4 protein-coding genes and 1 tRNA gene are annotated in these 7706 nt (G+C 59.5%); 4 read left to right on the top strand and 1 reads right to left on the bottom strand.

Annotated elements, in window-relative coordinates; translation table 11 throughout:
- Positions 1-66: 66 nt before the first annotated feature.
- Positions 67-1527, bottom strand: a complete 1461-nt coding sequence (locus tag AB8C10_RS09160) for a zinc-dependent metalloprotease (protein ID WP_368867546.1) — start codon at positions 1525-1527, stop codon at positions 67-69.
- 309 nt (positions 1528-1836) lie between these two features.
- Between AB8C10_RS09160 and AB8C10_RS09155 the strand changes: the two genes are divergently transcribed.
- From AB8C10_RS09155 to AB8C10_RS09140, 4 genes are all read left to right on the top strand, one after another.
- On the top strand, positions 1837-3060 hold the full coding sequence (locus tag AB8C10_RS09155) for a YlbL family protein (protein WP_297606208.1): 1224 nt from the start codon (positions 1837-1839) through the stop codon (positions 3058-3060).
- Between the two features lie 273 nt (positions 3061-3333).
- On the top strand, positions 3334-6447 hold the full coding sequence (locus AB8C10_RS09150; RefSeq protein WP_368867545.1) for a UPF0182 family membrane protein: 3114 nt from the start codon (positions 3334-3336) through the stop codon (positions 6445-6447).
- A 335-nt stretch (positions 6448-6782) separates the two neighbouring features.
- Positions 6783-6859, top strand: a tRNA-Met gene (locus AB8C10_RS09145).
- A gap of 646 nt (positions 6860-7505) precedes the next feature.
- A partial coding sequence (locus AB8C10_RS09140) for a transposase (protein ID WP_368867544.1) occupies positions 7506-7706 on the top strand: 201 nt, incomplete at its 3' end.

The following is a 7706-nucleotide window of genomic DNA, read 5'->3' as shown; positions in this document are numbered from 1 at the left end:
CTCGAGGTGTCAGCTGTTAACTTTCGCCGCTCAGCGTTACTTCGCTCAGCTTTACTTTGCTCAGCTTTACTTCTCTTCGGGCGCGTCGCCGAAGCCGCCGTCCAGCAGCTTCTGCAGCTCCGAGTCGAAGTCCACGTCGTCCAGGCTGATTTCGTTCATACGCGCATCGTATGCGGTGAAGTCTTCCAGCTCGGCGGGGGTGGGTAGGGTCTCCGGGGTGTCCCAGAGGCCGTCGCGTGCCTCAATGCCGTGGGCGTTTTCGTACCAGCGCCAGAACTGCTGTGCTTCACGCACCAGGCGCGGGCGCAGTTCCAAGCCGACCAGGTTCTCGAAGACCTGCTCGCTGGGGCCGCCGTCGATGCGGCGGCGCGCCATGATTTCGGTCAGCTGCGGTGCCTTGGGCAGGTTGCGGGTCGCGTCCTCGGTTACGACGGATACCCAGCCTTCGATGAGGGCGAGCAGACCCTCCAGACGCTGTACCGCCAGTTCCTGGTCTTCGGTGCGCTGGGGGCTGAACATGCCGCCTTCGAATGCTTCCTGTACGGCGTCGGGGTTGCTCATGTCCACCTGGGATGCGGCGTCCTGCATGCGGTTCATGTCCACACGAATGCCGCGGGCGTAGCGCGCCACGAGCTGGACCAGGTCTTCACGCAGCCAGGGGTTTGCCTTGTGCAGGCGGATCAGCGCGGATTCACGCACGGCAAGGTAGAGCAGGACCTCCTGCGGGGGCACCTCGATACTGTCGGCGAGCTGCTGGTAGCCGTTGGGCAGCAGCGCGGAGGAGCCGGGCGCGAGGGGGAAGCCCACGTCGGTGGAGGAATACACCTCACCGGCGAGCTGCGCGAGCGCCTGAGCCATCTGCGCACCAAAAATTACGGAACCAATGTTGTTCAAGAAGCCGCTGTTGAGAATCTGCGAGATCTCTTCGGGTACGTCTTCGGGTGCGCCGGGCATGACCATGGACTGGGTGACTTCGGCTGCGACCGGCTCGACCATTTCGCGCCAGGAGTCGAAGGAATGCTCAACCCATTCTGCCTTGGACCATGCCTGCACCGGGTGGTTGTGGCGTTCAATGGTGGTCACTGCGTCCAGCCAGAGGTCGGCGAGGTTCGCCGCGTCTTCTACAGCACGCTTGAGGTTTTCGGGTACGGAGGGGTCTTCACCCATGGAAGCGAGCATCTGGCGGGTCTGGTTCTTCACGTTATCCCAGTTCACGCCGCTGGGGCTGTCGGATGCGCCCGCGCCGGAGAACATTGCCTGCACCTGCGCGAACATGCTCTGCATCATGGCGGGGTCGAAGCTCATGCCCATGTTCTTCAGGTCTTCGGGGTCGATGCTGATGCCGAAGGGGTTCTGGCCGCCTTCACCGAAGAGCGCACCGAAGGGGTTCTGCGCGTTGGAGGCGCCCTTGCCGCCCTGGCCGGTTGCCCCTGCGGAGGGGTCGAAGCCCTGCTCCTGCATCTTCTTAAGGAATTCTTCGAGGGGGTCGCGCTCGTTGGAGGCGCCGCCGGTGGGGTTCTCAGACATGTGAAGCCTTTCGTAATCCGGGGGTGGGCGTAGCTGGCCCGCTCGCTGTCCAGCCTACCGATTTTTGCTGAGAATTTCCCGCGCCACCGCTGTGGATGCGGCTTAATCAGCTGAGGGCTCACAAGCTTGTCTCTGGCGCCGGGGTTTGGGAGCTTTTTCGTGCCGCTGTAACCTCGGGGTGCTGACACAGTGCGGCGGGGGCAAGAGCGGGGGCAAGAGAGTAAACGCCCCGTGGTTGCTCTATTTTTAGCTGGGTGAGGGTGCCCGCGCGCGTGTTGAAAAGTAGGTTTATCCGGTACTGTAGAAACCATGACTAAGTCCACCCCCGATGCTGAGCAGCAGCCGAACGCCGCCTCCGCGAGCGTGAAGAGTAATGAGAAGGCGGCTAAGCGCCGTTCGCGTTTTGCGCCGCGCCGTGTGAACCTGCGTTCGGTGAGCGCTGTGGCGACGTGCGCCCTGCTGGCTGGTGCTTTTGTGCTGCCCAGCTCCTATGTGAAGGAGGGCCCCGGCCCTCTCTTTGACGTGCTCGGAACCTACCAGGAGAAGGACGTCATTGAGGTCTCGGGTGCGCCGAGCTATAAGACGTTCGGCAAGATGAACATGACCACGGTGTCGGTTTCGGGTGGTCCCTACACTGAGCTGTCCGGTGCGGAGGCGTTCTACGGCTGGTTGGCGTTTGACGGTAACCGCAGCCTCGTGGTGCCGACCGATGCCCTGTACCCGCACGTGAGCCATGAGCAGGCGACGGCGGCGACCGGCGCGCAGATGGCTGATTCACAGACTCAGGCGAAGGTCGCGGCGATGCGTCAGCTGAAGATGGCGGTGACCGAGAAGGTTCAGGTGCTTTCCACGGTGGAGGGTTCCCCGGCGGCGAGCGCGCTGAAGGCTGATGACCGCATCGTGAAGGTGGGGGAGAAGCAGATTGAGACCCTCACCGATGTTCCGAAGGCGGTAAACGCCTCGAACGGCTCGCCGATTGATGTGACCGTGGAACGTGGCGGCAAGCAGCAGACATTCAAGCTGACCCCGGTTCGTTCCAGTGACGATAGCCGCTGGATTCTGGGCGCGGGTTTGAAGCAGAGCTACGACCTGCCGGCACACGTGCAGTACAACCTGGACGGTGTGGGCGGCCCGAGCGCGGGTCTGATGCTGGCGCTGGGCACGGTCGATAAGCTGAGCGAGGGTACTTTGCTCGCCGATGAGGATGCCGGAGGCGACCCGTACCGCAGCTACATTTCGGGTACCGGCACGATTGATGCGAACGGTAAGGTCGGCGCAATTGGCGGCATTAAGTACAAGATTTTGGCGACGGGCCGTTACGGTGCGCGCTACTTCTTGGCACCGAAGGAGAACTGCGATTCGATTGTGAAGATGCAGGCTGAGGACCCGGCACTGTTCAACTACTATCACGCAGGCCAGGTCAAGGGCGAGATGGTGGTAATCCCTGTCTCAACCCTGGATGAGGCGGTGAAGACGGTGGAGGCGATTAAGTCCGGCACCCCGGATGATTCCCTGCCCCGCTGCGGCTCCTAACGTAACGTTTCTCTCCGCGAGGTTCTCACCCGTATAGCGTAGAAGTCAGCCCCGGTACTTTACGGTACCGGGGCTGTTCTGCACCCTATTCTCTGTCCTCGTCTGCGTCTCCGTAATCCTCGCCAGCACCTCTCACCTCAGCATTTCGCATCCCAAAACCTCTCAACCCGGTCATATTTCGCCCCAAGCTTCTACGAGGTTCTGCCCTTCTGCTGTACCTCTGAGATACTTAAAGGCAGTTATTTTCTCTGAACGTATGATGAGCGAGGAATTGTGTCTGAGTCGACCAATAACACCGCGCATCCCAAGCCGAAGAAGTCCACGCCTAAGCGTCGTAGCCCCTTGCGGGTGACGATTGCTGTGGTGGCGGTGCTCATTGCCGCTTTTGTGGGTGCGTCTCAGGTGTACACGGACTGGCTGTGGTTTGATCAGCTGGGTTATAGCACTGTGTTCACTACCCAGATTTTGTTGAAGGCCGCCGTGTTTGTGGTGGCTGCCCTGGTGGTTTCTGTGCCGCTGTGGGCTTCGATGTCGTATGCGGTCCGTCATGCTGATGTGGCACCCGCGTCCGAGAAGAAGCCGCAGGAGGCGCCGAACCCGAATCAGAGCGTGCCGACCAGCGGCACGGATGCTGCCGAGCAGATGCTGCGTGACGTGTTTGGCCAGCAGCGTGCTGAGGAGAGCATGCGCCGCTACCACGAGAGCGTGGATAAGGCGCGTAAGGTTCTGCTGATTGCGGTTCCGCTGCTGTTGGGTCTGTTCATTGCTTCGGCGACGATGACCCAGTGGAGCACGGTTGCACTGTTTTTCAACCAGCAGTCCTTCGGTAAGACGGACCCGGAGTTTGGTCTGGATTACGGTTTCTTCCTGTTTGCGTTGCCGTTCTTCCGCATGGTGGTAACCCTGGTGACCTCCGCTGTGGTGCTGTCGGCGCTCGCGGGTCTGTTTATGCACTACTTCTACGGCGGTATTAAGGTGCAGCCGGGTGGTGTGAGCACTACTGTGGCGTTCCGTCGTCACGCTGCGATCGTGGCGGCTGCGTTCTTGCTGACTCGTGCGGTGAGCTTCTGGCTGGACCGCTATTCGTCGACTCAGCAGCAGGTAGGCCGCTGGGCTGGCGCAATGTACACGGACGTGAACTCGTCAATTCCGGTGAACGCTATTTTGGCGATTTCTGCTCTGCTGGTGGCTGTCATGTTTGTGGTGGCGGCTTCGATGAATCGTTGGCGCCTGCCGCTGATTAGCACCGCGATGCTGGTGGTTGTTGCTCTGGTTGCTGGCGGTCTGTACCCGTGGATTGTTCAGCGTTTCCAGGTGGTTCCGAATGAGCAGGGTGCTCAGTCGAAGTTCATTCAGCGCAATATTGATGCGACCCGTTACGCGTACGGTTTGGACAAGATTGAGACCACTCCGTATGACGCGACGATTGATACTCGTGCGGGTGCGTTGAGCTCTTCGAGCGCGACTATTGCGAATATTCGTCTGTTGGATCCGAATGTTGTGTCCTCGGCGTTTGCGCAGATGCAGCAGTTCCGCCCGTACTATCGTTTCGATTCGCAGCTGTCGGTGGACCGTTATGCGGTGGGTAACACCACGCAGGATACGGTGCTGGCGGCTCGTGAGCTGAACCCGGCGCAGACGAGCGGTGATTCCTGGTATAACCGCCACGTGGTGTACACCCACGGTTACGGCGTGATTGCCGCGTACGGTAACCAGGTGGATTCTGCGGGTAACCCGAAGTTCCTGCAGTCCGGCATTAAGGCGACCGGTACCCTGAGCGAGGATTATGAGCCGCGTATTTACTTTGGCATGAGCTCGCCGGAGTATTCGATTGTGGGCGGTAAGGGCGACACCCTGGAGTTGGACCGTCCGCTCTCTGCTGAGGAAACCAACACCTCCGATGCGAAGTACACTTTCGCCGGTTATGGTGGTCCTCGCGTTGATTCGCTGCTGGCTCGTCTGTCCTACGCGATTAAGTTCCAGTCCTCTGACATTCTGCTTTCGGACGCGGTGCGTGAGGGTTCGCAGATTCTGTACGAACGCAACCCGCTCGATCGTGTGCGTAAGGTGGCGCCGTACCTGAGCGTGGATTCTAAGCCGTACCCGGCGATTGTGAATAACCGCGTGCAGTGGATTGTGGATGCTTACACTACGAGCGATCAGTTCCCCTACGCGCAGGGTAGCTCCCAGGATGCGGCAACCGCTGCGGGTGCTCAGCGTTCTAACTCGGTGAACTACATCCGTAACTCGGTGAAGGCTACCGTGGACGCGTACGACGGTTCGGTGACCCTGTACGCGTGGGATGAGGAGGATCCGGTGCTGAAGGCGTGGCAGGGTGTTTTCCCTGGCACGGTGAAGAGCTACCGCGAGATGAACGCGTCGCTGATGAGCCACGTGCGTTACCCGACTGACATGTTCAATATTCAGCGCACCATGCTGAATAAGTACCACGTGACGAACGCGAATAGCTTCTACGCCGGTGATGATGTCTGGTCGATTCCGAATGACCCGACTAATGATCGTAACCAGCCGATTTCGCCGTACTACCTGTCTCTGCAGATGCCCGGTGATTCTCGCGCGCACTTCTCGTTGACGACCACGTTCATTCCTCAGCAGAGCGACTCGAACTCTCGTAACGTGATGTACGGCTTCCTTGCCGCTAATGGTGATGCCGGTACCGGTAAGGACGGCGAGCGTAGCCCCGATTACGGCAAGCTGCGTCTGCTGGAGTTGCCGCGTTCTTCGGTGGTTCCGGGCCCGGGCCAGGCTCAGAATATTTTCAACTCTGATGCTGAGGTGTCGAACCAGCTGAACCTGCTGCGCCGCGGTTCGTCTGAGGTTATTAACGGCAATATGCTGACTCTGCCGGTGGGCGGCGGCATGCTGTACGTTCAGCCGGTGTACGTGCAGTCGAGCGGTGACGCTAAGTACCCGCGTCTGCAGCGTGTGCTGGTGAGCTTCGGCGATAAGGTCGGTTTCGCTCCGACTCTGGAGGAGGCGCTGAACCAGGTGTTCGGTGGCTCTTCGGGCGCGAAGCTGGACGGTTCGGCGTCGGCCAGCCCCTCGGCTTCTGGTTCTTCGGGCGCTTCGACCGGAGGTTCGACCGGCGGTTCGTCGACTTCGCAGTCTTCGGAGCTGAAGCAGGCTCTGACGGATGCCTCGAAGGCGATGACCGATGCTGATGCGGCAATGAAGAAGGGTGACTGGGCCGCCTACGGTGAGGCTCAGAAGCGTCTGGAAGCAGCCGTGAAGAAGGCTCTGGAGGCTGAGGAGGCGCAGAGCGCGGCTTCCGCTAAGGCTTCTGCATCGGCAGCGCCCAGCGCCTCGGCGGCTCCGAGCGCAGCGGCTAGCGCTAAGCCCAGCGCGAGCCTTTCGACTTCTCACTAGGATGCCTGAGGCGGCGGGGGAGTAGCGCATACCGGATGCTCACGGATCGGATGTCCACGGGTCTAGCGTCCTCGCTCTAGAACCGGGGCCTGCACTGGATACGGCTCCTACTGACTACCTCTAGCGGTCTCTGACGGAACGGGGTGGAAGTGTATCGCTTCCACCCCGTTCCTGTATGTTCTACCCCTGGCACTGCCCCGTAGCCCCTATTCCTACCCAACTGCTTTCTACCCAACTGCTTTCTACCCAACAGCCCCTATTTTTGTGTGCTTGGTTACAAATCGCGTTTTTGGCTTGCATGCCCGGTTTGGGGTCTGTATAGTTGTATGAGTCGCCGCGGGGTGGAGCAGTTCGGTAGCTCGCCGGGCTCATAACCCGGAGGTCGCAGGTTCAAATCCTGTCCCCGCAACCAGAAAAACCCGGTATCTCAACGAAAAGTCGCTGAGATACCGGGTTTTGTTTTGCCCTGACGAGACCGAATCCCTATGTTATTCCCTACCTTTCAGCCAAACTCAGGCCCGTCGTCGAGGTGGGGGGAGGGGGGACTATCACCCAACATCGAGGACTATCATCCAACGCCCCTTCGGGGCGTATGACTATCTTCGCTCGTGCATGATCTCGTGGGAGGGAGGTTGCAGAGGAGGATTTTCACCGCCTAATCGGCGTTGATACCGGCTGTTTACCGCCTGAAAATGCAAAAGCGGTATAGCATTTTCCCTCGTATCTCAACCGAATCCCAACCCTTTACCGCCTTCACCGCCTAAAACCGAAAACTTTTATATATACACACGCATATGTAGGAAGATGAACACTCGCGTGTACACTTTTTAGAAATTAGGCGGTAGAGGCGGCAACACACCATGTTTTGACTGATATACCAACGTTTTCGATATACCGCTTAGCCTCAAACAGGCGGTAACTAAGCGGTTTGAAAGAGTAGCGTCCCGCATAGTGGTGTAACCGTGTGGTGATCGGCCCGTTTGATATGGGTGCGGTCACCGTGTGATCCTTCGAGAAAGCTCTCTACTTCTGACTCGAAACGATTTGGAGGCACAACGATGACCGCTCCTCATATTATCGACCCTGCTGGCCTGCTTGGCGAGGCGTTATCCCAGGCATCCCCAGATTTGATGCGTTCCCTGCTCCAGCACGTGATCAACGCGTTGCTCTCAGCGGACGCTGATGCGGTGTGCGGGGCCCAGTGGGGTCAACAAGATCCGCAGCGTCACACCAGGCGCAACGGGTATCGCTACCGGCCC

This window comes from Rothia mucilaginosa (assembly GCF_964210535.1).
In the GTDB taxonomy this organism is placed as follows: Bacteria; Actinomycetota; Actinomycetes; order Actinomycetales; family Micrococcaceae; genus Rothia; species Rothia mucilaginosa_F.
This window is presented reverse-complemented; position numbering and strand designations above follow the sequence as displayed.

What these genes read in the sequence shown, in the direction of transcription:
- AB8C10_RS09160 (WP_368867546.1), bottom strand. Translation starts at nt 1,527, where the DNA reads ATGTCTGAGAACCCCACCGGCGGCGCCTCCAACGAGCGCGACCCCCTC.
- AB8C10_RS09155 (WP_297606208.1), top strand. Translation starts at nt 1,837, where the DNA reads ATGACTAAGTCCACCCCCGATGCTGAGCAGCAGCCGAACGCCGCCTCC.